The 22992-nt window shown below is 51.3% G+C and carries 23 protein-coding genes; 12 read left to right on the top strand and 11 right to left on the bottom strand.

Going from position 1 to position 22992, the window contains the following annotated elements; genetic code table 11:
* Positions 1 to 12: 12 nt before the first annotated feature.
* On the bottom strand, positions 13 to 1317 hold the full coding sequence (locus CEE36_05075; protein TKJ43123.1) for a hypothetical protein: 1305 nt from the start codon (positions 1315 to 1317) through the stop codon (positions 13 to 15).
* The gene (locus CEE36_05070; protein ID TKJ43122.1) at positions 1314 to 2696 is read right to left on the bottom strand and encodes a Zn-dependent protease; all 1383 of its coding nucleotides are present in this window, start codon (positions 2694 to 2696) and stop codon (positions 1314 to 1316) included. The genes CEE36_05075 and CEE36_05070 overlap by 4 nt, the downstream gene beginning before the upstream one ends.
* Before the next feature lie 706 nt (positions 2697 to 3402).
* Here CEE36_05070 and CEE36_05065 point away from each other — a divergent pair.
* The 9 genes from CEE36_05065 (at position 3403) to CEE36_05025 (ending at position 11574) form a co-directional block, all read left to right on the top strand.
* Positions 3403 to 4131, top strand: a complete 729-nt coding sequence (locus CEE36_05065; GenBank protein TKJ43121.1) for a pyridoxine 5'-phosphate synthase — start codon at positions 3403 to 3405, stop codon at positions 4129 to 4131.
* Between the two features lie 37 nt (positions 4132 to 4168).
* Positions 4169 to 5704, top strand: a complete 1536-nt coding sequence (gene secD, locus CEE36_05060; GenBank protein TKJ43120.1) for a protein translocase subunit SecD — start codon at positions 4169 to 4171, stop codon at positions 5702 to 5704.
* A gap of 8 nt (positions 5705 to 5712) precedes the next feature.
* Entirely contained in the window at positions 5713 to 6654 is a 942-nt protein-coding gene (secF, locus tag CEE36_05055) for a protein translocase subunit SecF (GenBank protein TKJ43119.1), read from the top strand.
* Positions 6655 to 6704: 50 nt separating this feature from the next.
* Positions 6705 to 7199 carry a phosphatidylglycerophosphatase A gene (locus tag CEE36_05050; protein TKJ43118.1) on the top strand — a complete coding sequence of 165 codons (495 nt, stop codon included), beginning with the start codon at positions 6705 to 6707 and terminating at the stop codon, positions 7197 to 7199.
* Complete coding sequence (locus tag CEE36_05045) at positions 7192 to 8415, top strand: competence/damage-inducible protein A (protein ID TKJ43117.1); 1224 nt, start codon at positions 7192 to 7194, stop codon at positions 8413 to 8415. The genes CEE36_05050 and CEE36_05045 overlap by 8 nt, the downstream gene beginning before the upstream one ends.
* 9 nt (positions 8416 to 8424) lie before the next feature.
* Positions 8425 to 9021 (top strand): RNA 2',3'-cyclic phosphodiesterase, encoded by a 597-nt coding sequence (locus CEE36_05040; protein ID TKJ43116.1) that lies wholly within the window; start codon positions 8425 to 8427, stop codon positions 9019 to 9021.
* Complete coding sequence (locus tag CEE36_05035) at positions 9014 to 10129, top strand: hypothetical protein (GenBank protein TKJ43115.1); 1116 nt, start codon at positions 9014 to 9016, stop codon at positions 10127 to 10129. Before CEE36_05040 ends, CEE36_05035 begins: the two co-directional genes overlap by 8 nt.
* A gap of 2 nt (positions 10130 to 10131) precedes the next feature.
* On the top strand, positions 10132 to 10788 hold the full coding sequence (locus CEE36_05030) for a hypothetical protein (protein ID TKJ43114.1): 657 nt from the start codon (positions 10132 to 10134) through the stop codon (positions 10786 to 10788).
* Between the two features lie 318 nt (positions 10789 to 11106).
* Positions 11107 to 11574: a 2-C-methyl-D-erythritol 2,4-cyclodiphosphate synthase gene (locus tag CEE36_05025; protein ID TKJ43113.1), complete on the top strand. Its 468-nt coding sequence runs from the start codon at positions 11107 to 11109 to the stop codon at positions 11572 to 11574.
* A 141-nt stretch (positions 11575 to 11715) separates the two neighbouring features.
* Here the strand turns inward: CEE36_05025 and CEE36_05020 are convergent, their stop codons facing one another.
* From CEE36_05020 to pruA, 8 genes are all read right to left on the bottom strand, one after another.
* Complete coding sequence (locus tag CEE36_05020; protein TKJ43112.1) at positions 11716 to 12093, bottom strand: hypothetical protein; 378 nt, start codon at positions 12091 to 12093, stop codon at positions 11716 to 11718.
* 4 nt (positions 12094 to 12097) lie between these two features.
* Positions 12098 to 12721 (bottom strand): hypothetical protein, encoded by a 624-nt coding sequence (locus CEE36_05015; protein ID TKJ43111.1) that lies wholly within the window; start codon positions 12719 to 12721, stop codon positions 12098 to 12100.
* A 110-nt stretch (positions 12722 to 12831) separates the two neighbouring features.
* Positions 12832 to 13536, bottom strand: a complete 705-nt coding sequence (locus tag CEE36_05010; protein TKJ43110.1) for a hypothetical protein — start codon at positions 13534 to 13536, stop codon at positions 12832 to 12834.
* 334 nt (positions 13537 to 13870) lie between these two features.
* Positions 13871 to 14596 (bottom strand): hypothetical protein, encoded by a 726-nt coding sequence (locus CEE36_05005; GenBank protein TKJ43109.1) that lies wholly within the window; start codon positions 14594 to 14596, stop codon positions 13871 to 13873.
* On the bottom strand, positions 14590 to 15735 hold the full coding sequence (locus CEE36_05000; protein ID TKJ43108.1) for a hypothetical protein: 1146 nt from the start codon (positions 15733 to 15735) through the stop codon (positions 14590 to 14592). The genes CEE36_05005 and CEE36_05000 overlap by 7 nt, the downstream gene beginning before the upstream one ends.
* Positions 15736 to 15868: 133 nt before the next feature.
* On the bottom strand, positions 15869 to 17029 hold the full coding sequence (locus CEE36_04995) for a cell surface protein (protein ID TKJ43197.1): 1161 nt from the start codon (positions 17027 to 17029) through the stop codon (positions 15869 to 15871).
* A gap of 164 nt (positions 17030 to 17193) precedes the next feature.
* Positions 17194 to 18462 carry a cell surface protein gene (locus CEE36_04990; GenBank protein TKJ43107.1) on the bottom strand — a complete coding sequence of 423 codons (1269 nt, stop codon included), beginning with the start codon at positions 18460 to 18462 and terminating at the stop codon, positions 17194 to 17196.
* A 144-nt stretch (positions 18463 to 18606) separates the two neighbouring features.
* Positions 18607 to 20154, bottom strand: coding sequence for an L-glutamate gamma-semialdehyde dehydrogenase (gene pruA / locus CEE36_04985; GenBank protein ID TKJ43106.1), 1548 nt, complete (start codon positions 20152 to 20154; stop codon positions 18607 to 18609).
* Between the two features lie 246 nt (positions 20155 to 20400).
* Here pruA and CEE36_04980 point away from each other — a divergent pair, with 246 nt between their 5' ends.
* Positions 20401 to 20961: a hypothetical protein gene (locus tag CEE36_04980; protein ID TKJ43105.1), complete on the top strand. Its 561-nt coding sequence runs from the start codon at positions 20401 to 20403 to the stop codon at positions 20959 to 20961.
* Positions 20962 to 21415: 454 nt separating this feature from the next.
* Here CEE36_04980 and CEE36_04975 read toward each other — a convergent pair whose 3' ends face one another.
* Positions 21416 to 21760, bottom strand: coding sequence for a hypothetical protein (locus tag CEE36_04975; GenBank protein ID TKJ43104.1), 345 nt, complete (start codon positions 21758 to 21760; stop codon positions 21416 to 21418).
* Between the two features lie 115 nt (positions 21761 to 21875).
* Here CEE36_04975 and CEE36_04970 point away from each other — a divergent pair, with 115 nt between their 5' ends.
* Positions 21876 to 22259 (top strand): hypothetical protein, encoded by a 384-nt coding sequence (locus tag CEE36_04970; GenBank protein ID TKJ43103.1) that lies wholly within the window; start codon positions 21876 to 21878, stop codon positions 22257 to 22259.
* 75 nt (positions 22260 to 22334) lie between these two features.
* Positions 22335 to 22688 (top strand): hypothetical protein, encoded by a 354-nt coding sequence (locus CEE36_04965; GenBank protein ID TKJ43102.1) that lies wholly within the window; start codon positions 22335 to 22337, stop codon positions 22686 to 22688.
* Positions 22689 to 22992 lie beyond the last annotated feature (304 nt).

Here is a 22992-nt window from a genome sequence, read left to right as displayed (position 1 = left end):
CAGCTGTGAGCCTTACTTCCCTACCACCTGCATGGAATCTACAAGCAGATAGGGGTAGAAGCCGCCGTAGCCTTGCTCTATCTCCTTGGAGACAGCGCGCACATGCTTGAAGTCCTCGTAGATGTTTCCTGAGAGCATGGTGTTCTCAAGCCGCCCGGTGATGCGTCCTTTTGCGATCGCAAAACCTATTGCCCTTACCGCGATGTGCCCTTGCGTGTAGTTCGATGAATGGAATCCCATCCCGCCGGAGAGGAAGATGCCTTCATCTAAAGAATCAATCATCTCATCGAGCGACGAATCACCCGGTTGGATCCACAGGTTTGCCGGCCATGTGGTGGGCATGGCGCTTGTGCCGCCCCCAAATAGAGCACGCTTGAAGCCGTTGCCAGAGGAGCGTGCTCCCAGCTTGGCACCGGTACGAAGATCCAAGAGAAAGCTCCGCAGCACGCCCCGCTCCACAAGGGCTCGCTTCTCGGTAGGAACCCCTTCGTCGTCGAAACCTCTGGCACCTACGCGAGGCGAATGTGGATCGTCTACGAGGGTGATCTTATCCGAAAGTATCTGGTTTTCGTGTTTGTCCATGAGGGGAGAGGTCTTCTTGACCAGCTCCTCGCCTGAGATTCCAGCGCAAAGGGCCAAGGCGAACATGTAAAGGGCCACAGGGTCCCAGATGACCGGCATGCGTTTGGTGGCAGGGGTTACTGCGTTTTCTGTCCAGCGGTAGCGGCGTATGAACTCACGGACCACTTCAGCGGGATACTCAAATGGGGCGACCTCCGATTTGAAGCGGTAGACTGATATGCCGGCGCCCTTGATAGGAGCGGAGATTGTGAAATCCACGTTGGTGATGAGTTGCTCTGCGCGCGTGCCGCCGGAGGTAGCTATACGTATGTGTTCTTCTTCCTTGCTCATCGTGATGTTCAGCGAGATGTCGGGCAGAATCTCCCGCACCTCTTCCTTTGCCCGCTCGCACATCTCGATCATCCTTGCCGTTGGGTAATTCGTGGCCTCTTGAGAGTAACTTTGAACCTGGGGAAACCCTGTGGCCTGAGAGAAGGAGTAGGGGATCTCATTGCCGTGCTTTGCCGAATCCAGAGCCGCTTCAAGAAGGGTTTTGGGATCGTCCAGTGTGGTGGCTGAGGCAATACCCAGCTTTCCTTGTTTTTTTACCCGCATCATCACGCCTGAGACCCGGTTGGATGAGATGTTTCTCAGATCCCAATTTCCGTAGCGCACACTGGTGTCTGCCTTTTCCTTGTGGTAGATCTCCGAGGAGTCGAAAAGCTCCATAGACGCGTTAAGCACCTCATCTATCATCTGGCACCTCCGAGGGTAACCTTGTTGATCTTGATGTGGGGAGCACCCTTTCCTGATTTTGCATTAAGCTGCATGGGGCCGCCTCCGCCCTTGCCGCAGCCCCCGCGCTCTGCAAATCTTAAATCGTCGCCGATCATGGAGATGTTTTGCAAAGTCTCAAACAACTCCCCTGACATGTTGAGGTCGCGAAGGAGACTGCCGAGCTTGCCAGCTTTTATCTCGTATCCGTACTGGGCGCCGAAGGTGAAGGCATCACCTGAGGTCTGCCCACCCTTGGCTCCTACAAGGTAGTAGCCGTGATCGATGGAAGAGACCATCTCCTCAAAAGTGGAAGTTCCCCTCTCGATAAAGATGTTGGACATGCGCACGATTGGGGTAAACTTGGGTCCGACCGCCCTCATGTTGCCTGAAAGCTCCTCGGAAAACTCTGCGGCGGTCTCGCGGGAGTGCATGCGACCTGCCAGCACCCCTTTCTTTATGAGCTCGGTGCGCCGGGTCCGCACTCCTTCATCGTCAACCAGATGTCCGCCCGGCGCGGTGAGTATCGTGCCGTCGTCCGTTACGTTCAGAATCTCGGAGCCTAGCTCGGCGCCGATCTGGAGCTTGGCCAAAAACGCGGGGTTATCCTGAAGACCGTCCGCCTCTGAAAGATGTCCGAACGCCTCGTGGATGAAGACGCTTGCCTCATCAGAATCAAGGATCACCGGGAAGTTGCCTGCAGGCAGTTGATCTGCGGTGGTAAGCTCGACCGCTATCCTGCCACGCTCCAGGAACTCCTCGTCTCGGTCGAGGAGGTTGGAGTAGTCGTCGCGTCCACCTACAGAATACGCGGTTTTTTCTACCACATTGCCGTCTCTTGCGGTAATCTGGAAGCCGATGTTGGTGATCAGGAGATCGTACTCGATCGCGGTGCCTTCAGATGAGACGAACCAGCGATGCGAGAACCACTCCGAGTAGGCACCTGCTACAACCACCACCTTTGGGATGTAGAGAAGCAGATCGCGGTAGTGCTTGAGTAACTCGTGTTTTTCATCCAAAGGCCATTTGCGGGGATCCTTTTCAGGCGAAAGCAGTAACTGGCCGCGCAAAGTCTCAGTAGGGGCAAGGGAGAGCTTGGCTTTTCGGTGCGAGCCTACGATCTGTGAGTCAGCCGCACATTGCTTTATTCCTTTCTCAAGATCTTCCAATCGAGAGAACGAATGGATAGCCTTTCCGCCTTTGGTGTAGCAGCGCACATGACCACCCCGGCTGGTGGTTGTCGAAAGCCTGCGCAGCTCACGGTTCTCGTAGCTTATTGTAACCCGCCGGTTCTCCTCGTATCGGATGTCTGTGTAGTCAGCCTTGGAGGAACCTATAGCTGTCTCTAGTTTGTCAAGCATAAGACCTCGCTTTTTTAACTCAATTATTCTACCACAATAGGGAAAAACTCATCCATGTCAAGTAAATTGAAGCCACTTGTTTACCCTGATATTAAACCTTATAAGGGTATTTTTAAGGAGGGGGCGCTTTGATGAAGGGGTCCTATTGAATTCGTTATCTAAGTAGGGGGATACATGAGTGTTCTATCTATCCGCTCTCGATTCTCTCCGTATGGGTCTTTCGGCTCAGGGATTTTAAGGCTGCGGCTTATGATGGATAAAGAGGGTTGATTCTTGGTGAAACTTTGTTTAGGGTCAAAACATCGTTCTAAGTATGCGGGGCAGATAGGAGTCGTCTCCGCGACGTTAGGCGGCTTATCTTTTTCTTTGCGTGCCCATCTTTTGAGTCCGTGGGTTCAATAATGAAGTGCAACACCTTGGAAAGCGTTGGGGACTACGCTATTGGGAATTCTTCCCCCTTCGGTCTGAGGATGTATGCACGAGAGTTATCATTGGAGAAAAACTCCTCTCCAAAAGCAACTTGATGTCAGGTTCGGTTTTGGCAAAGCACTCCTCCCAGAATCGCTTGGCTTTGCAAGGATCGTTTTCGGGCATGTCTGGCTGGTAATCCAATTCGGGCGATCGTCAAGTCTTCTTGGCCTCTACAGTATTTAGGTGGACTTCGTAAATCTTGACATACTCCCTTTTTGCAAGTATCCTTCCGTTTATGCGTGAGCTCAGTGTCAACGTGGATCATATCGCCACCCTGCGCGAGGCTCGGCGCGAGCGTTTTCCTGACCCGGTTGAGTTTGCTTTGGAAGCCGAGACAGGCGGGGCTGACGGTATAACCTGTCATCTGCGCTGTGACCGTCGGCATATAAAGGAGGCTGACGTCCGTCGGCTAAAGGAGGCGATCAGCGGCGAGCTTAATCTGGAGATGGCCGCCACTGAAGAGATGACGCGGATCGCACTTGAGATCAAGCCGCACCAGGTGAGTCTGGTTCCCGAACGTCCGGAAGAGGTTACTACCCAGGGCGGTCTTGATCTGCGGGCGCGCTTTAAGGATGTCAAGCCCTATGCTGAACGCATCACCGGCGCAGGTATCCGTCTCTCGGTCTTCATCGAGGCCGCCGAGGAGATGATAGAGCTTGCCCAAAAGCTCGGGGCCAAGAGGGTCGAGTTCAACACCGATCATTACGCACGAGCGTATCCCAGCGGCTCTGGGAGTTATCTTGAATTCATCGAGTCTTTCCGTAAGATGGCAGGGTTCGCCAACACATTGGGTATTGAAGCGCACGTCGGGCACGCGCTCGACTACGATAACATCGCGCCGCTCATGGAGATAGAAGAGATAGTCGGCGCTTCAATAGGCTTTACGATCGTGGCGCGGGCACTGAAGGTAGGTATTAGGCAGGCGGTAAGAGAGATGGGGCACCTTATGGGAAAGAAAGTTTGATGAGAGAAGAATCCGGCAAACCCCTCAAGGAGGTTTGATGAAGCGAAGTCTGTGGATCAAGTTGGTTCTCTTCATACTGGCTTTAGTGATAGGCGGTGTTCTTCTTTACCCTACGCTCAGGCTGCTCGTATCAACCGATCTGGATGAAGAGGAGCGTATGGCACTCGAGAAGAGGGCGCTCCACCTTGGGCTTGATCTTGTGGGTGGGATGCACCTTGTGCTTGAGGCGGATACCTCTGGCAGAGATTTCTCCCCCCAAGAGGTGGCGAGCGCCACTGACAACGCCATAAGCATCATAAGGGATCGCGTAGATGACCTTGGTGTCAGCGAACCTAACATACAGCGAGTTGGAAAGAACCGCATGCAGGTCCAGCTTCCCGGGATCGCGTACAGGGAGAGAGCGCTTGAGGTAATAGGAAAGACAGGATTACTTGAGTTCAGGCTGCTTGCGAGCCCTGAAGCTACCATGAAGATATTTTCCGACATAGATGTGCATCTTTCAGGGGACTCGCTCGGAGGCGCAAGGCCGTTCAGCGGGTATCTTGTTCCTGCCAGGAACGACGCCGCTGTTGAGAAGCGTAAGTATTGGGCATTCAAGAAGCTTGTTGATGAGACCCGTGCGGTGGTTCCCTCAGATGCTGAGATTCTTTTCGGCCATGAGGAGGAGGTTGAGGGACGAACCATTCGCAGGGTCTACGTGGTAAAGAAGAGGGCCGAGATCACCGGTGCAGACATCAAGGACGCCAGAGCCAAGCCCTACCAGGGCAACGACCCCAACTACCAGGGAACCTGGATGACTGAGATGGATCTTCAGCGCAGCGGCCAGGCGCGATTTGCCAATGTGACCGGCAACAACGTCGGCGAACGTCTGGCGATCGTTTTCGATGATGTGGTGAAGTCTGCTCCGGTAATAAAGGAACGCATTCCACCGGGTTCGGCTGCCACGATTACGAGTAACGATAGGGCCGGAGAGGAGATGAGGGATCTGGCCATACTCATCAGGCACGGTGCCCTGCCTGTTCCTTTGCGCATCGTCGAGGAGCGAACGGTTAGCCCTACCTTAGGGCGCGACTCCATCCGTGCAGGCGTTATAGCCATCATCATCGGTTTGGCCGCAGTCGTTTTATTCATAATTATCTACTACACCGGCTCAGGACTTGTAGCGGTGGCGGCCCTTATCTTCAACCTTTTCGGGCTACTTGCTATCCTTGCCGGGTTCAGAGCCACTCTTACATTGCCTGGTCTGGCAGCCATCGCCCTTACCATCGGTATGGCGGTGGACGCGAACGTCTTAATCTATGAACGAATACGGGAGGAGTTAATGACTGGCAAGTTCCCACGTTCGGCTGTTGAGACGGGTTACAGTAAAGCCTGGCGGGTGATTATAGATGCCAACATCACGACGATCATAGCAGCAATAATACTTGCCGTCTTCAACTCCGGGCCGGTGCGCGGATTCGCCATCACACTCATCGTTGGATTGATTATAAACATGGTTACCGCGATCTACTTCTCCAAGGGCCTCTTCGACCTCTACCTGTTCAAACGTCCTGACCGAAAACTCTACATCTAGGAGAGGAGATGCTGCAGATACTCAAAGAAACACACATCCCCTTCAGCCGCCTTCGTTACATAGGTTTCATCGCCTCCGGCGCACTTATCGTGCTTACCCTTATCCTGCTTATCGTGAAAGGCGGGCCTGACTACGGGATCGATTTCGAGGGTGGATCAAAGATAGGGCTTTCCTTCTCCGACCCTATGACCACAGAGAAGATCCGATCCGCTCTTGCCGAGCTTGGAGAAACCGATGTCAAGATCTTTCGTATCCAGGATGTGAGCACAGGCACCTCGTCGTTTCAGATCCAGACCACGCCGAAGACCCTGCTGATAGAGAAAGACGAACAAAAAAGCTTCAGTCTGCGGGTGATTGATAAACTCGAGACCAAATATCCTGGCCTTGAGGTGACGCTTACCGGCGAGGAGACGGTATCTGCCGCCTTCGGCAAGGAACTCCAGTGGGATGCTATACTTGCCTTGCTTCTGGGGCTGGCTCTGATCCTTATCTACATCTGGATTAGGATTGACTTTCGCTTCGGCGTCGGCACTGTAGTCGCGGTCTTCCACGACATATGGATAACCCTTGGAATAATCACGCTTGCAGGTATCCGTATAGACATCACTGTTATCGCCGCTTTACTTACCATCATAGGTTACTCGGTGAACGACTCTATCGTTATCTCCAAGCGTATCCAGGAGCTTATAAAGACCCGTCGCGGCGCGACGCTTACCGAAAATATCGATTCAGGCATCAACATGGCCCTTTCCCGAACCATCGTTACCTCGCTTACCACTCTCTTCGTGTCAGTGGCTGTAGTGATCTTTGCGTCGGGTACTGCGATCTTCCCATTCGCGATGACCATGACCATAGGTGTCGTAATCGGAACCTACTCCTCCTCGTTCATCGTGGCTCCATTAGTGATCGAGTTGGAAAATATCCTGCCCTCGCGCAAGCGCAGAACCTAGCTTGGAGCTGCAACTTGGTTGGCGTTGGGGGAATGGGTTTGCGTTGATGTATGGATACTTCTAAACCCTTGCTTTCAGTGCGGCTTGCCCTCTCAGTCTTGGGAACGGGTTATATTCCAAGGGGAGGGGGGACGGTGGCGAGCTTGATCGCGTTGGTTCCGGCATGGTTCCTTGCACCTTATCCTTTGATACTTGCGGCTGTGATTATAATCCTTTCCGCGTTAGGGGTATGGGGCGGCTTCTACGCCGAACGCAAAGGATGGAAACATGATGATAAACGAATCACCTTCGATGAGTTCTGCGGGATGCTTGTTGCATTATTCTGGCTACCGCGTCCAGTATCCCTGCTCGGTTCGATCCTGATCTTTGGCATAGCTTTTATCCTGTTCCGACTTCTTGATATCTTCAAACCCCCTCCTCTGCGCTTACTTGAGCGTTTGCCCGGCGGCTGGGGTGTGATGGCTGACGATCTGGCTGCAGGGGTTGTGACCAACGGTCTTATCAGGTTAATCCTGCTTATCCCGGTTCCTTTATTCCATGGCTAGTCACAACGTAGAACTGGTGATAATCGGCGACGAGCTCCTTTCAGGGGCGGTGCGTGAGTCGAACGTTGCGTATCTGGCCGCAAGACTTCTATCTATTGGGATCTCAGTCTCCCGTGTGACCTTTAGCGGGGATGACCCTGAGCAGTTGCGAGAGGTCCTCGTCGAGGCGCTTGAGCGCACCGGTTTCGTGATCTCATGCGGCGGGCTTGGCCCGACCTCAGACGACTCCACCCGTGCAGTAGCCGCTGATATATTCAACCGCCAGCTTTATGCGAACAAGCGGCTCCTTAATCTCCTTGCCAAACGTTACTCCAGGCTTGGCCGCAAGATGGACTCCGTCGCCAAAACCCAGGCTCAGGTGCCGAGAGGAGCAGAACTTTTTACGAATCCAGCAGGCGCGGCACCAGGTATCATCCTTAAGGACAACAATCGCATGCTCGTTATGCTGCCCGGTGTTCCCATGGAGATACAGGCGATCACCGAGACCGCCCTCCTCCCGTATCTTGAGGAAAACTTTGAACTCAGTGTCCCTCACATCCTGCTTCTGCGCACCGTGGGAACCATAGAGACCGAGCTTGCGAAGCGGGTAGCGCCTGTGCTTTCCCGTCTTAGCGACCTTAAGGTCTCCTACCTTCCCAGGCGGGGCGGGGTTGATTTAAGGATCCAGGCTGCTTGCGCCGCTGAGAAATCTCAAGCTTTGAAGGAACTAAGCCGCATACTTGAAGACGATCTCTACGCTGTGGGGCGAAAAGAACTCTCAGAGGTAGTAGTGGAACTGCTTCTTAGTCGTGGTGAGACCCTGTCAGTGGCTGAGAGCTGCACCGGCGGGATGCTTGCCTCAAGCATCGTAGACGTTGCAGGAAGCTCAAATTATTTCCTAGGTGGTGTGGTAAGCTACTCGAACAAGGCAAAAGAGGATTTTCTTGGTCTTCCACACATCCTACTTAAACGTCACGGTGCGGTGAGTCCGGAAGTTGCCAAGGCGATGGCCGAGGGAGTTCGTGAGCGCTTCAACTCGACCTATGGTATAGGTATCACAGGTATCGCAGGTCCTGGCGGTGCAACGAGAACCAAGCCTGTGGGATTGGTCTATATCGCTCTGGCCTCCCAGGATTCGGTTCGGATCAAACGCTTCGTTTTTCCAGGAGATCGTTCATCAATCCGCGAGCGAAGCGTTGTGGCTGCGTTGGATCTACTGCGGCGCAATTTGCTGTAGGGGCACGCTGTGCCGTGCCCCTACGTTCTTGACATCCGCAGGCGCAGGGTTATACTTCGCCTGATGAGGGTTTTCTTTGGCATAGGGCTGCCCCCAGACATCCGCAAACAGGTTGGTGATTTTTTAGAAACTTTGAGGACTCGGCTTCCCCGCATGAAGTGGGTGGAAGAGAAGAACCTCCACATCACGCTGAGATTCATGGGAGAGGTGGAAGAAACCAGACTGACTGCTATCATTGGAGCGGCGCGCGAGACTGCATCAGGTCTGGAGGGATTCCGGATGGTGCTTGGATCACTAGGAGCGTTTCCTAATCCCAGGCGCGCCCGTGTGTTCTGGTGGGGACTTTCAGAGGGGGCAGAAGAATCCAGTAATCTGTTTAATCGCCTTGAGGGATGTTTGGTGGGCCAAGGGTTCGAATCGGAGAAAAGACGCTACCATCCACACATTACGCTTGCTCGTCTTCGCTATCCTTCACCGCTTCGGCTTGACTCATTCACTCTACCGGAAGGGCTCTCCTTTACTGCCTCCAGCTTCACCCTCTATCAAAGCACCCTTACCCCAAATGGACCCATCTATAAAATCGTAGAGGAGTTCAAACTTGAGTGAATCCCTGGCACCGGAAAGAAAGCCCCCCCGTGTCTTGAAACGTGCTCTGCGGATAGTTATATTTGTTGCAGCACTCTATGCGTTTCTTTTAAGCATCGAGATGATCTCCGGCTCACTCAAGCTCCTTGGGATGCCCTTTGCCGAGCTGCTCATAACGATGACTAGAAATCCAGTAACGGGTCTGTTTATAGGTATACTTGTCACCGTTATTATTCAGAGTTCCTCAGCCACCACCTCGCTGGTTGTATGCTTTGTTGCTGCAGGGACGCTTTCAGTGGAACACGCCATACCCATCATCATGGGAGCCAACATAGGTACCACAATCACCAACGCACTTGTTTCACTTTACCACGTCTCGCGAAGGGATGAGTTCACCAGGGCCTTCCCCGCAGCGATGGTTCATGACATCTTTAATATCCTTGCCGTGGCGGTCCTCCTGCCGCTGGAGATATTCCTGCATCCTATTGGATACGTCTCCGGGTTTCTTGCCAAGGGTTTTACCGGGATAGGCGGCTTCAAGGTGTTGGGTCCCTTGCAGATCGCGGTGAAGCCGGTGGCTAAAGCGATTATCCATCTGGTTGGCTCAAAGGTCTACTTCAGTCTACCTATAGCTCTTGTCTTCCTCTTCTTCGGGCTTAAGTTCATGGTTGATACGATGCGTAAGCTTGTGGGTTCCAAGACCGAGGTTGTGATAGACCGCTATCTCTTCGGTGGGGCGGTGCGTGCGTTTCTCTTGGGTTTGGTAATCACGTCTGTAATTCAGTCTTCATCTGTGACTACATCCTTCATCGTGCCTCTTGTGGGTGCGGGTCTTGTTGCGCTTGAACGGATATTTCCCTACACCCTTGGGGCTAACGTGGGGACGACGGTTACCGCAATCCTTGCTGCGTTGGTAACCGGTTCGCCTTTTGCAATACAGGTTGCGTTCGCTCATCTTATTTTTAACATCTTCGGGATAGCCATCTGGTATCCGTTGAAGATAGTGCCACTTACCCTTGCGAGGTTGGTAGGGAAAAGTGTTGCGAACCGCCGCTGGCTTGCTTTTGTCTACATTGCAGTTATCTTTGTGATCATCCCTGTTGGGTTGATTTTACTTCTTAGGAGGTAAGTATGAAGAATCTTCTCAGTATCTGGAAGGGGTCAGGGTTGTTGAAGTTGTGTATGGAGGATTTATTCAAGATGTTCGACATCTCCGAGAGTATGTTTAGCGCCGCCTGGGAGATGATTACCGGCTCAGGCAAGGTCGAGGATCTTTATAAGATAGACCGCCATCTGAACGAGCTGCAGATTGCCATCAGGCGTCGGATACTCGAACATCTTGCAATAAACCCTGCACAGGACATCAACGCAACGTTCGTTCTCGCAATACTCGTGATTGACCTTGAGCGTATCGGTGACTATGTGAAGAACCTGGATGAGATAGCCAAGCACTATCCCAAGCCTATCTCGGGCGGCGCCTTTGACGCTCTGCGCCCCATGGCACAGCGAGTCAAAGAGATGTTTAGAGAGACCAAGATCGCAATCACCGAGAGCGACACCGAGCTGGCTCGCAAGGTGATGGCAGATCAGGCTAATCTTGCCATGCAGGCCGATAGACTGATGGATCAACTCATCGAGAGCAAAGACATCGCGGTTAAGGAAGGAATTGTAGCAGCACTTCTGTCCCGGTACATAAAAAGGGTCAGCGCACATCTCAAGAACGTTGCATCAAGTGTGGTGAATCCCTATCATAGGATCGGTTACCGACCAAACGAAAAAGAAGACTAGTTTCAATTAACCACAAGGGACTTGACAAGTTCTGAATTTTGATTAAGATTAGATTAGAAACAAATAGGAATGGAGATGAAGGCCTTGGTGAGAGGAAATAAGGTTCGAAAGAGATTCCCGTAACACACCTCCCTTCCCTCACCCCCTCCCCTGGAGAGTGCGTCCTGCCTCTCCAGGGGTTTTTTTAGTGCCCCATGCGCTCGCGTAGCGAGCGCATGGGGACCCCGATAAAGATGCTCCTTTTTGCTAAAGCAAAAAGATCGCAGATGAGACGGTAGCCGGTTTGACACCGGCCTCTATTATTCCTATAATCACCACATGCGAGTAGGGTTCGGTTTCGATTCTCATCCTCTTGTTAAGGATAGACCCTTGGTAATCGGCGGGGTAAAGATACACTACGACCGGGGTCTTTCGGGCCATTCGGACGCAGACGTTCTACTTCACGCGATAGCCGATGCGCTCCTCGGCGCGGCAGGGCTTCCAAGCATCGGAGAACTCTTTCCTGACACCGATCCAGCCTACAAAGACGCTGACAGCACCGCGCTCCTTGAGAGAGTAGTGGTTTTGGTACGGGAACAAGGTTACAGTATCGTCAATCTTGACTGCACCGTGCTCGCCGAAGAACCTAAGCTGGTTCCTTACCGGGATAAGATGCGTGAGCGCATATCAGGAATCCTGGGTATTCCCACAACCAACATCGCAATAAAGCCAAAGAGGGGGGAGGGTATGGGGTTCGTTGGCCGCAAAGAGGGCATCTCAGCCATGGCCGCCGTCCTGCTTGAATAGCACAGATCATTTCCTATATGCCTAGGTCCACGTTATGAGTTGTCGGCGACTATGCAAATTGCCCCCGGGGAGAGGTGTTTATTATGCAATTTGGTGCATTGTTTTTGATGTTTGCTGTAGTTTTGTTTCCTATCTACGAGACTATCTTACCACTACCACTTTCTGTATTTGGGTTTCCGTCTTCAAGAAATACACCCCTGGCACTCCGGGAATCCAAGAAGCTTCAGGATGTTCTAAGAGTCTTCCGGTGGCGTCGTAGACGGCGGCTCCGGCTTCCAAAGGGATAGCCTCTCCGACACGATAGACGCCTTTAGGTGCGATCGGGGGGTTTATATCCGGGGTATTCGGGGCCTCCTCTATGCCAGACAAAGGCTCCACGTACCAGAAGCCGGAATAGACTGTCCACGACGAACCCTCGGCTATACCTATTACTGGCTGGCCCAGGGTAGAGGTCTCAGTGCCTAATGCAGGCATGGTGCCTGCCAGCGCCCAGGCCGAGAAAAGAAGCAAAATCAACATCGCCTCACCTCATAAAAATCGCCCAAAGACGAACGTCCGTAATCGTAGCCCCAGGCGAAACAGTTATTCGTATTCTGTGTGAACCTTCCTCTATTGCTATAGCTGTACAGATGAAAGATTCAATGTTGTTTCCCGGCCATCCCGCAACTCTCATGTCATCCACATATAAATGAACACTACGATATAATGCTGCTCCCTGTATCCAATAACCCACTAACAAGATACCATCCGCGGGGCAGTCATAATCCATTGCCGTATCCTCTACCATCTTGAAATGCGAATAGGCTTGATCGGCTACTTGGGCGTAGGGCACGCTGGTTATCTGCTGGCGCGGTAGGGCGTCGCCATCTATTACAACCTCAAGCCAGCATCCGTCTGTGGGTAAAGCAGGAAGTTCGGTTACTGAACCTAAAAGCACATTGAAGATACCGTCTACCACAATTACGGTTTGAGTTTCCTCCCAGAATGAGGTTGTGGCATCCTCGCTCTCATAGAGAGCAAAGTTCATCGAGGCCTCGCCTGAAAAGGGCTCCCCATCCTTATCCAGCTTGCCCTGGTACGAGATGAGGTTGGGCGTGGCCCACGCCGCTAGAGCGAGCACAAATAGCACCAAAAGGGCTCTTTTCATAATTCCTCCTTTGGATTAGTCGTTTATTGTAATCCAGACAAGAGGGCTGTCAAATAAAAGGGGCCGCCCGCAGGCGGCCTTAAATCGGTGCAATCTGCGTAATCTGCGGTTTATTCTACCTTGACGATCTTTACTATCGTCCGATCTTCATCCCTTGCGAAGTAGGTGCCGGTAGGCAGGTTGGAGATGAAGACCTTGTCATCTGAGATTGCGCCCTCGATCACTCTCCCTGTTGCATCCACCAGCTCGGTTGCGCCGGCCACGTTCACGTAAGGGCCTTGGCTGATGAGGCTCGGCGTGGCACCCGTTGGCTCGGCATCGCTGGTGGGCTGCTCCGCCACACCGCTGGTCGTGTCCGGCAGGAAAATAAGGACCTGAAGGTAGGCGTTATAAAAAGTGGAAGGGCCTCGTATAAGGGTAATTCCCTTAAAACGAACGGTATGTTCCCCCGGAGTAATCAGGCAGGTATAAACAACAAGGGCTGATAGGGTTGTACTCCCCTGTACGATCGCTGCGGGGAATAGGTAATTACCATCTAATTCTAGCAACATCTTTGTTTGGAAACTGGTTAATCCTCCCGCCGTGAACTGCACGTAACACGAGGTATCCACAGAGAACGACAGTTCTACTACCGTGACCGTATCATGTTCTCCCTCAGGGATCGTAATCGTTCCTTCCTGATACGCCTCGACCAGCACGGGCGCTGCGGAAAGGCTTGCGGCCACAAGCAGTGCAAGCGTTGCCTTTATGATTCCACCCCCTCTTTTATTCTCCCCCGTCAAGGGGGAGATAACGGAAGGGTGTAGTCTCTTCATGCTTCCTCCTTTTGAAAAAGTATAGACCAGCCGTGGTGTCTGTCAAGTTTTACCGTCAGGGGTATACGGCTTCCGGCTCACAGCTTACCGCTGACGGCTCACGGCTGTTTTACCATCCAGGGGATCCTAAGGCTCCCTGGGATTTGCCCGACACACGGCCAGCTTTGAGGAATGTTGCGTAGTTCACGATCTCGGATGAATAAAGCCAGCGGGCAAGATTCCTTATCTCGTCGAACCCGTCAAGTCGTCCAGCATACATCTTGATAAGGTTGAACGTCGGGCTCGCGGCCGGCCGTCGCAAGTGTTTATTTTGTCCGATAACTGGGAACCTCTGCTAGCTAGCTGCTTCATCGTGGCTTGTAAATCCCTCATCCCAGTCCTCCTCGTCCGGCACCTTTGATTTTGCATCATTCTTCAGGCATGGTGATGGGTAGATTTCATCCTCGAATCTTAGACAACACAGCAGGCGTCCGCACATACCTGAGATCTTCTCGGGATTCACGTAGAGATTCTGTCTCCTGGCGGTGCGCAGACTTATCGGGCGCAGCTCTGTCAGGAATGCGGTGCAGCAAAGCGGTCTTCCGCATGGGCCCAGCCCACCGATCAGCCTTGCATGATCACGGATTCCTATCTGCTTTATGACCACCCTGCATCCAAGCAACATTCCTATCTCCTTGTGCAGCTTGCGGAAGTCGAGGCGGTGTTCGGAGAGGAAGTAGAAGGCGATCTTGTTGCGATCCACCCATGCGTGCACATCTACTACCTTCATGGACAGGTTGTGTTTTGCGAGAAGTTCAAGGAAGGAGGCAAGCGCCTCTTTCTCCCACTGCCTGGCTTCTTTTCTTTTGGCCAGATCCTCTGGGGCGGCCTTACTGATGGCTATGGCCTTGGCCTGAGGATCGTCGGTTAATCCCCTCACGTAGCCTATGTCCTCACAACCCTTGAATCGCAAAACTACATACTCCCCACGTTTAATCTCAAGGCCTACAGCGGCCGTTACCACAACCCTCATCAGGGGATGGCACTCTACGAGGTAGTGTTTATCGCTCATATCTACCATGGGGAAAGGAAGCCTTGTGGATAAACAAGCACGTACTCGCCGAAACCGAGCCTTTCTTCGAATACGAACTGCATTCCCTGAAGGTTGTAGGTCCAAACGATGTATGGGTATCTGTTAGGCTCAAATGGATGGTCTTCGATCTCGTCCGGTGGGCCGAACCTCATGTATATCCTGGCACGATCCGAGAGGTAGCCCTTATCCCCGTATCCGAAGTTGCGCTCGCAGTAGGAGATCTTGGCAAAGTAGGACTCAAGCTCTTCGTTATAGTCGGTTTGCGGGGTTGGGTCCTTTGCTAGCCAGAAGCTATCCCAGGTGGCCTGTCTTGCTTCAGGCGGCACGGACTTCATTCGCTCACGTTCACCGAAGGTCGTTATGTATATAAGCTTCTCAACGAGTTCCTCGTAGCGCCCAGGGTCGAAGCGAAACGGATTGCGCAGGACGAATAGAGCCTTGCGTTCGTCTACTGCCTTCTTACCTTGAAATGCCTTCACCCAAAGCTGGTAGTCTCCGCTTGAGAAATCCTCAAGTGCAACACTCCACGATGCTTGTGAGTCAGGTTCGGTCAGGGTTTTATTGTAGTCTGGGGCGCCCGGACGCGTAATCTCGAGAAGCAGCGAATCGAGACCATCTTCATACACCGACACACTCACCAGCATGGTGTCGCGGCTGTCAAAGGGGCGCTCAAGCATACGGCTACCATTAGCGTCGGTAATCCGCAGGCTTCCCAGTGCCCGATGGAAGATCTCGACATCAAACTCCTTCTCGATTCGTCTTGTTGCACCCAGGGCGGCTACGCTTAGATTGGCATTGTAGCTTCCCCGGGGCAGAAGGACATTAAGGGTTTCTGCTACCGCGAGGCTTTTCGACTTGGCGATGTTGGCGTCCGTTACAATTACATCACCGAAGCGCTCGTCTCCGTAGATGTTCTTGCGGCGATCCAGAAGCTGAAAGGTTATGTGGTAGCCCGCTTGGTAGCCTGAGTTAGACTTTGTGAACTGAAGGCTTGAGTAGGGTATAGAGACGTAGGCGGTAACATAGAACGAGCCGTCACGTTCGCCTTGCTCGATCACGTGGCGGAAGCTGTATTCTGCCTCGCCTGTCTGTGAGAGCAGCGCCAGAGACAGTAACAGATGCATCATCTATATCTTAACGGCGCTAAAGGATATGTCAAGGAGACAAGGGGGAAATTGCAAATGGGCGGCTAGTTGAAAACTCCTTCCTGATCCCAATTTAAAATTTGCAATTTACACTTTGCAATTTGAAATGCGCGTGCTACTGCACGCGTCCGGTATTCTGGTTATCGGCACCGAACTTGGGCCAGGGGGAGGAAGCAAGGCCTGGAGAAGCGGTTTGGAGCGCATAAAGGTGTTTTGAACAGGTGAAATAGAGCGTACCGTCCGCCCCTAGTGTCGGGTCACTTATGTTCGATCTCACTCTGTATTTCCATTTAAGGGTTCCATCAGGGTTGATTGCATAGATAAATGGTTTTCCCCTAAGGCGGAAGTTACTGATTAATCTCAAGAGAGAACATCCCTCTCCGGGGCCTATATATATTACACCATCTGCACCTACTACCGGGGATGAGAAATCCCAGATGTCCGTTTTATAACGCCACTTGAGTTTCCCGCCTTCGCTTAAAGCATATATGTGCCTGTCTTCAGAACCGAAGTATATTGTTCCATCTTCTCCTATTGCGGCTGCAGAGAAGATGAAACTGCCTGTTTTGAACTTCCATTTTAGACTTCCATCAGGATTTACTGCATAGAAACAGCTATCAGAAGACCCTAGATATAATGTACCATTAGCACCAATTACAGGGGATGAGGAAATGTTATCATCAGTCTCAAATTCCCATTTGAGCGTACTGTCAGGATTAAGCGCATACAGCTTTCCGTCAGTTGAGCCTAAATAGATAGTGCCATCCATTCCTATTGCCGGCGGGCATTCAAAACGACCCAGTTCTGGGGAATTAAAAACCCATCTTGGTTCAAAATCATAGTATGATGTGTCCAGTGCAATAAGTCTCCAATATATAGCCATGAATACTGTTCCATCTTTTGCGAGAGCGAGATAGGCAGGGTGACTATATCTATCTTTAGTATCATAAAACGGTAAACCAACTTGGCTTGTATCCTCGGGATTGAATTTTCTGTGATGAGTTACAGCATATATTGAATTATCTTTTGTTCCCGCATACAGTCTACTGTTCTCTCCAATCGCGAGATTTTTAAATCTCGCGGAATAAATAGTATCCTGCCATATGATTTCACCGCTTGAGTTAACAGCGTATAGCCCTCCGTTTTCGCAGGCCACGTATATGGTGCCGTCTTTAGCTATTGCCGGAGGGGTGCATCTTGGACCTAACTTCAATTTCCACTTTAATCTGATATCCTGTTGGCATGAGATTGAGCCTATGACAAGAAGCAATCCCATACTTAGAGAGAATAGTCTCTTCATCATTCCTCCTTTGGGAAATATACACAAGTTTATATTGTTGTCAAATCTACAAGAAACGTTGTCCTGTGGGAAAATAAATAAGGGAAGCAGGCCAAGCCCCCTAAATTTAAAATTTGCAATTTGAGATTTACAATGAGCGCCTAAGGCGCGTTTACGCGTCCGGTATTCTGGTTATCGTGTCCTTGTCTTGGCCAAGAGGAATTGGCTAAACCTTTTGAGTCACTCTTAACTGCGTATAGATATTTGCCAAAGGAGAAATAGAGGGTGCCGTCCGAGCCGATGGTTGGTTCGCTAATCTCCGTGTCGGAATATCTAGTAATATGTCGACACTCAGATCTAACATTGTATGTCCATTTGAGACTACCATTGGAATTGATTGCGTGAAGCAGAGCTTTGATGCGGAAGGATGTGGTAAACCATATAATGTTTTTCCTGTTTTCTACTAGGTAAATGGTACCCTCCGAACCAATCACCGGAGTGGAGATGTATCCTTCAAACTCATGCCTCCATTTGAGGTTACCTCTGGGAGTGATAGCCAGGAGGCAGTCAGTCCCGGAAACAACATAGATATTCCCAGCTTTGTCGATTACAGGGGATGCATTGATTGCATAGCCGGTTCTATACCTCCATTTCAGGTTGCCGTTCCTGGTAAGGACATAGAGGGAGCCCCCTAATCCCAAATAGATTGTGCCATCAGCACCTATTGCCGCTGGAGAAGGTGAGCTGTATTTGGTTTCGTCTTTCGGCAATTTGTATCCCCACTTCAAACTACCATCTTTATTTATCGCACAAAAGCTATACTCCTTCTCAATATAGATTGTGCCATCCGAACCTATACTTGGGGAAGATTGGGTGGGATAGCCCCCTAAACGACAAAGTTGTTCGTATGAACCATACAGATAAGAATCTCCGTAATAATACCGAACCATGTATATTGTTCCGTCTTCTCCAATGGCTGGCGAATAGGAGACATCATAGCCGGGTTTATAGTTGGTGTGGTAGTAAAAACTCACGGGTTTTAAGGTATCTTCTGGATCGGGTGGGCCTATTTGGATTGCATTAATATCCCCATCGTCGCATCCGACATATATGATTTTATTTAGACTTATTACCGGTGAAGCTGGGCAGCCACTGGTTTCCCACATCTGCTTGAGGGTTCCATCTGTGTTTATCGCGTAAAGGTAATTATCTCCCGATCCTATGTATATGGTGCCTTCTTCGTCTATTGCCGGGCAGGATTTGCAGAGCGCTCCAATCTTATACTTCCATATTAGGCGATCGTCCTCCCCAACTTTCTCTTTGCATCCGAGGATTCCGATAGTTAATACTAATCCCAGAAATAAAAGCAGGGTCCTTTTCACTAAGCCTCCTTTCTGAAATATAGCGATTAATTGTTCAATGTCAAACAAAAGGGCCGGCTTCGCCGGCCCTTCAATTTACTACGCATACCCTATGAGATGCAGTAAAGTTAGCATCTCAAGGGGCAGGCTCAGTGTCGTCACTTCGTGTGCACTTTGCATTTTGCCTTTTACACTTTGCATTATCGCAGAACGTCAAAAACGTTCAGCGATCGATTTTCCCTGCATGAACAGCAACAGATAGTCCCTGCCGCCGGCCTTGGAGTCGGTGCCGGACATGTTGAACCCGCCGAAGGGCTGCACGTCAACCAGAGCACCGGTGCACTTGCGGTTGATATACATATTCCCCACGTGGAACAGCCGCTTGGCCTTGGCGATCTTACAGCGATTGTTGGTGTACACTGATCCGGTAAGACCGTATTCCGTGGAGTTGACGATGCGCAACCCGTCGTCAAAGTCCTTACATTTAACGATGGCCAGCACCGGAGCGAATATCTCCTCCTGGGCAATGCGGGCATCCCATGCAACGTTGCCGAACACGGTCGGCTCGAGGAAGAAGCCGTTGCCCTCGACAACATTACCGCCGCAGAGCAGTTCGCCTTCCTTCTTGCCGATCTCGATGTATGCCAGCGTGTTCTTCAAAGCCTTCTCGTTGATGACCGGGCCCATCCAGTTGGCGGTGTCCTTGGTTTCCCCGACCGTGATCTCCTTGATACGTGGAATAAGCTTTTTGACGAACTCGTCGTAGACCTTCTCGTCAATGATGGCGCGGGAGCAGGCCGAGCATTTCTGGCCTCCGAACCCGTATGCGGAAACGGCGACGCCTTCCACCGCGGCGTCGAGATCGGCCTCTTCGTCTACCAGGATGCAGTCCTTGCCGCCCATCTCGGCCACTACCCGCTTGATCCATATCTGGCCTTCCTGTTTCTTGGCCGCGTTCTCAACGATTCGCAGGCCTACTTCCTTGGAACCGGTGAAGCTGATGAACCGGGTCTTTGGATGCTTGACCAGATACTCGCCGGCGATCGCACCCGGACCGCTAAGGTAGTTTAATACACCATCGGGCAGACCGGCCTCGCGCATGATCTCGGTAAAGAGCCAGCCGATGTAAGGTGAATCCGACGAGGGCTTGAGCACTATGGTGTTGCCGGTCACGATAGCCGCCGAACTCATGCCCACGAGTATCGCCCATGGGAAGTTCCAGGGCGGGATGATGATGCCCACGCCCAGGGGGATGTAGCGAAGCTCGTTATTTTCCCCAAGGAAAGGTGTTACGGGCTGGTTGGGGCCGAGCCGCAGCATCTCGCGGCCATAGAACTCTAAAAAGTCGATGCCTTCGGCTGTGTCCACGTCGGCCTCGATCCAGTTCTTGCCCTCCTCAAGGATCATGCCCGCGTTGATCTCGAAGCGGCGGCGCCGGGCGATGTGCGCGGCCTTGAGAAGGATGTTGGCGCGCTCGCGAAAGTCGTAGAACCGCCACCACTCGAACGCGGCCAAAGCTGCCTGAAGCGCCTGCTCGGCGAGTTTTTCGTCCGCCTTCTGGAAAAGGCCGATAACCTTGTCCTTGTCTGCCGGGTTGATGGACGCAAAGGTTTCGGAAGCGGCAACCTCTTTACCGCCGATGAACGCCGGGTAGGTCTTGCCGTAGTTTTTCTCAAGTGCTGCGATGGCTTCAAGTTGGGCTTTCTTGCACGGCTCGCAGGAAAAATTCTTGTATGGCTCGTTTTTGAACGGAAGAACCATTGTGCCTCCTTTGGTTAATTTTTAGATTTTGATTTGTGGAATGTTATCCGGCAGGTGGGAGATGTCAACTAAATGACTGATTTTCCCCTTCCCCTTTATCCCCTTCCACCAGGGAAGGGAAATTTGGGGATTATGTGGATAGCTTCCGGTATTCCCCCTCCCTTGTGGACAGCGTGCCCCTTGGGGTGCCAATTTTACTGCACCCCATAGGGTAGGGGGAGTGTGGCATTGTGAGCGAGCCGAAGGATGCGAAGACGAAACGGGCTTGACAAACCTACTTTTCAGTGGCATAATAAATATGTGGAAGAAAAGAAGTCTTTATACCCAAGCGGTGTGGTGGTCCTTGAAGAATTGCGTCAACAGAGGGCTAACCTGACAAGAGTTATTGACGCAATTGATAATAAGCTGGTCATTCTTTTGGGAATGGATGGGATTATCGTTTCCATAGTCGTTGCATTATTTGCATTAAGTGAGTTAGAACTGAGATGGGTATTTGTACCTCCTATGTTGTTTCTTTTAACTGGTTTTATCCTTGCTGTTTTTGCTTTTTGGCCAAGGAAATGGGCATATCATCCGAGTCCGAAATCTCTTATGGAAAAATATATTAAAAGAAAACCTGAAACTTTCGATTCGGAAGAAGTTGGTACAGTAGCACAGATAGCGGCTTCAATTAGAACTACTTGTGAAGAAATTCAGAAGACCTTAAAGACTAAGACAAACCTGTTAAGGTTTTCTTTAGCTTTTGAGGGAGCAGGTGTAGCATTGATTGGATTGTATTTTGCAATCTACGTTATTATTGGAGGTTGAAGTGAACGAAGAAATTGTAAGCAGTCCAGATCAGGACGAGGAACCAAAGAAAGAACCGCAGAAACCTGTTGAACCACCAACGCCTCAACATGACCCTGAAGATTCTAATTACATCGATGAGGGCAAAGAAGTCCCTAAAGAGATAAGAAAGAAAAATTAATCAGGAAGTACGAAGAACCGATTTTCTAAGCCCGTAGGGGCCGACCTTCAGGTCGGCCCGCTGATAATATTCGGGCCGGTTTACGCGAAGCGCAACGGAGTTGTAAAAACCGGCCCCTACATTTTGTCATCGCGAGGATGCTGAAAGCACCCGTGGCGATCTCATACCTCTATGTGTGGACACTTTCTGCTATGAGATTGCTTCGCGGCTTTTAGCCGCTCGCAACGACAATTATTCCACTCCTCCCCTGGTGGGAGGGGTCGACGCAATGCGTCGGGGGAAGGGGAAAAGGAGTCACCTTGCCTCGTAGTTGCAGAAGGGTCTGTAATCTGCTGCGAGTTTTTTGGCCAGGGCTTGTCTTTTTGCCTTTAGCCAGTTGTAGGTAAGATACGCAGAGACGTAAAGATTGTCTCTGGAACCAGCCAGGAGGAGCCAGCACGGATAGGCAGGATGGTGCTCGTCAACACTCAGCCCGGCGAGGTTTTTCGATTCGCCAAAATAAATCACCTGATAGCCAGACCTGGTAAGCAGGGAACTGCCAGCTATCAGAAGGGCGTAAACCCCTGATGACGGAAGCGGCTTCCACCCCACCAGTCTAACCGGCTCGCTGAACCGGTATCCACCGAAGTTGACGACCATTAATCTTCCCCTGTTTTCGCATCAGCATTGCATCTTAAAGTTATCAATAAAAACGCGTTTTATATTTTAAGGATATGGGTGGAGTTGTCAAGTCTTTCGGTATTTAGCAGGTGGAATGTTGGGCTGTCTTGTTTATTCTTCGGATATGAAAAAAGATGACGTTGCATTAGTTAAGAGGATAGGAGTAGAGATACGCAGCAGACGGAAAGCGCTGGGGTGGTCGCAGGAAAAGTTAGCCGAGGAAGCCGATCTAAACCCTAAGTATCTGAGCGAGATCGAACGCTTTCTCTCCAATCCCAGCGCTACTATACTGAACCGGATTGCGGTTGCACTTAAGACATCGCCGAACGATTTGCTGGACTTCAGTCCTTCCGGCGAAACTTCCCATGACCCCAGGGTTCTTTTTGAGAAACTGCTTGACTCGTTGAAAGGCAAGCCAAAGCTCCAAATGGAGCTTCTCAAGCGTCTTTTAGATGAGACTGCCAGGCTGCTCAAGTAGTGTATCTAAACACTGGCGAACCTCATACCCCACAGGGGGCACGCTGAGGTTCGCACTACATGCTGTTCTTTAAACATGAAAGCAGATGACGTTGCATTAGTTAAGAGAATTGGGGTAGAGATACGTAGCAGACGGAGAGCACTGGGATGGTCCCAGGAGAAGTTAGCCGAGGAAGCCGATTTAAATCCCAGGTATGTGAGCAAGCTCGAACGCTTTCTCTCCAATCCAAGCGCCACTACGCTGTTTCGGATTGCAGTTGCACTTAAGGTCTCACCAAACGATTTGCTGGGGTTCAGTCCTTCCAGTGAAAGTTCCCATGACCCCAGGATTCTTTCTGAAAAGCTGCTCCAATTATTGAAGGGAAAGCCGAAGCTTCAGGTGGAGTTTATCAAGCGTCTTGCCGAGGAGGCTGCCAAGCTGCTCAAGTAAATGCTCCTTTTCGCCTGTGGCGAAAAGATCGCAGAGAAAGAATCGGTACATTACCTTCGGGAATAGATCGCCACCCTTCCCCGCCTCTAATGAGGCGGACGGTCGGTCGCGATGACATTCATTATTCCCCTCCCCCTAGCTCGTAGGGGCCGACCTTCAGGTCGGCCCGTTAATAATATTCGGGCCTCAAGTAGTAGCCAGCAACCCCATGAAGTAACTTCGTTTCTTCGCGGGGACCCCGAATTAAAAATGTGGAACGGGCTCTCTAGCCCGTTCTTTTATGATTATCCCACAGGCTGGAGAG

The organism is candidate division TA06 bacterium B3_TA06 (genome assembly GCA_005223075.1).
GTDB lineage: Bacteria > Hydrothermota > Tepidihabitantia > B3-TA06 > B3-TA06 > B3-TA06.
The sequence above is the reverse complement of the archived record's forward strand: the minus strand, read 5'-3'. Positions and strand labels throughout refer to the sequence as shown.